Origin of the sequence: Eubacterium sp. BIOML-A2 (genome assembly GCF_009680135.1) — a bacterium.
Classification (GTDB): Bacteria; Bacillota; Clostridia; order Lachnospirales; family Lachnospiraceae; genus Faecalicatena; species Faecalicatena contortus_B.
In genome coordinates this window covers 1-1,322 of sequence record NZ_WKZK01000125.1, presented here as the reverse complement: position 1 = coordinate 1,322, position 1,322 = coordinate 1, and the positions used below count along the sequence as shown (strand labels likewise).

Annotated in this window: 1 protein-coding gene; it reads left to right on the top strand. The window is 37.2% G+C overall.

The genetic code is table 11. The features are described from left to right. The first annotated feature begins 286 nt into the window (after positions 1–286). The gene (locus GKG43_RS22775) at positions 287–1,210 is read left to right on the top strand and encodes an AraC family transcriptional regulator (RefSeq protein ID WP_055154242.1); all 924 of its coding nucleotides are present in this window, start codon (positions 287–289) and stop codon (positions 1,208–1,210) included. The last annotated feature ends 112 nt before the right edge of the window (positions 1,211–1,322 follow it).

The window sequence follows — 1,322 nt, the reverse complement described above, 5'->3', positions numbered from 1 at the left end:
CGACCAGCCTTTGCTAAACGGCGATACCCGTGCGCTGAACGCGCTTCAGCGCATGGGCTAATCGCCCGGAATAATCATGGAGCAAGGCTGCGAAAGCTAACTGTCAAAACTAAAATAGAGTAAAACGCTTGCATCTATCATTTTGGTGCAGGCGCAATTTATGAGTAACGTAGCAATATTTTGCACTTACCATTTTGTGTTATATTTTATAGGAAAGTCAAGGTAAAGTGTTTTGGTTGAAACAATAAGACTTTGAGCCTTACAAACAGAAAGAGTGGAAGTAGATATGCAAAAATCATTTCAGCAGACTTTACTGAATAAAACAATTCAAATAGATAATATCGTTAGTTTTTTTTACTGCGATCTTAATCCTAAATTTACATCCATCGGAGAAACTCATAACTACTGGGAATTTATTTACGCTGATATTGGGAGTGTAGAAATCATTACCGGTTCTAAAACTGTTATACTTGAAGAAGGCCATATTTATTTCCATGCGCCTAATGAATATCACCGGCATAGATCGATAAAGAACATAAAAGCTTCCATATGCAACGGAGCCTTTTATTACGAGGGTAATGCCCTCGATAAAATAGCTGATCAACCGATTTTTCTTACAAATTCTACGAAACAATATTTTTTTAATGCACTGAAATACTGCAGTGAGATCTTTTCCTCTGTTATTGATACAAAAGAGCTGATCTACCAGGTAATTTCACCTGACCACAGCCTGGCACAAGAACAGCTGCTGCTTAATAATTTAGAATCCTTTTTGCTGGAGTTGCTGATATCTATGGATACTCTTACATATCCGGAACGTCATGTGCCTGAAGATGAATATCCGCCTTTGGTAGGCGAAGCAATTATGATAATGAGACAATGTCTTTTTTCTTCCCTTACGCTCTCTTCTCTCTGTCAAAAACTGCACTGTTCGAAGTCAACTTTATCTGAAGTATTTAAAAAGTATACCGCCTCAACCGTTATGAATTATTATACGCAGCTTAAAATAGATAAGGCAAAAGAACTGCTGTGCTTAGGCACTTATAATATAACCCAGGTATCAGACTTTTTGAATTTTTGTAATGTGAATTATTTTTCTAATCAGTTTAAACGGTATACTAATTTAAAGCCCAGTGAATACTGTAAAAGTCTTAAGAATAAGAACTGTGTACAGCTTTTAGAATTGACGAAATGCTCCTCTGTACATTAATGTAAATATATAGTAATAGACCTGGTTTATAATCTGTGCAAACAGCCACTTTCTGCGGCCAGCAGGGCCGCATTTCCCGGCCAGTCAGGGCCATATTAAACGGCCAGTTTTA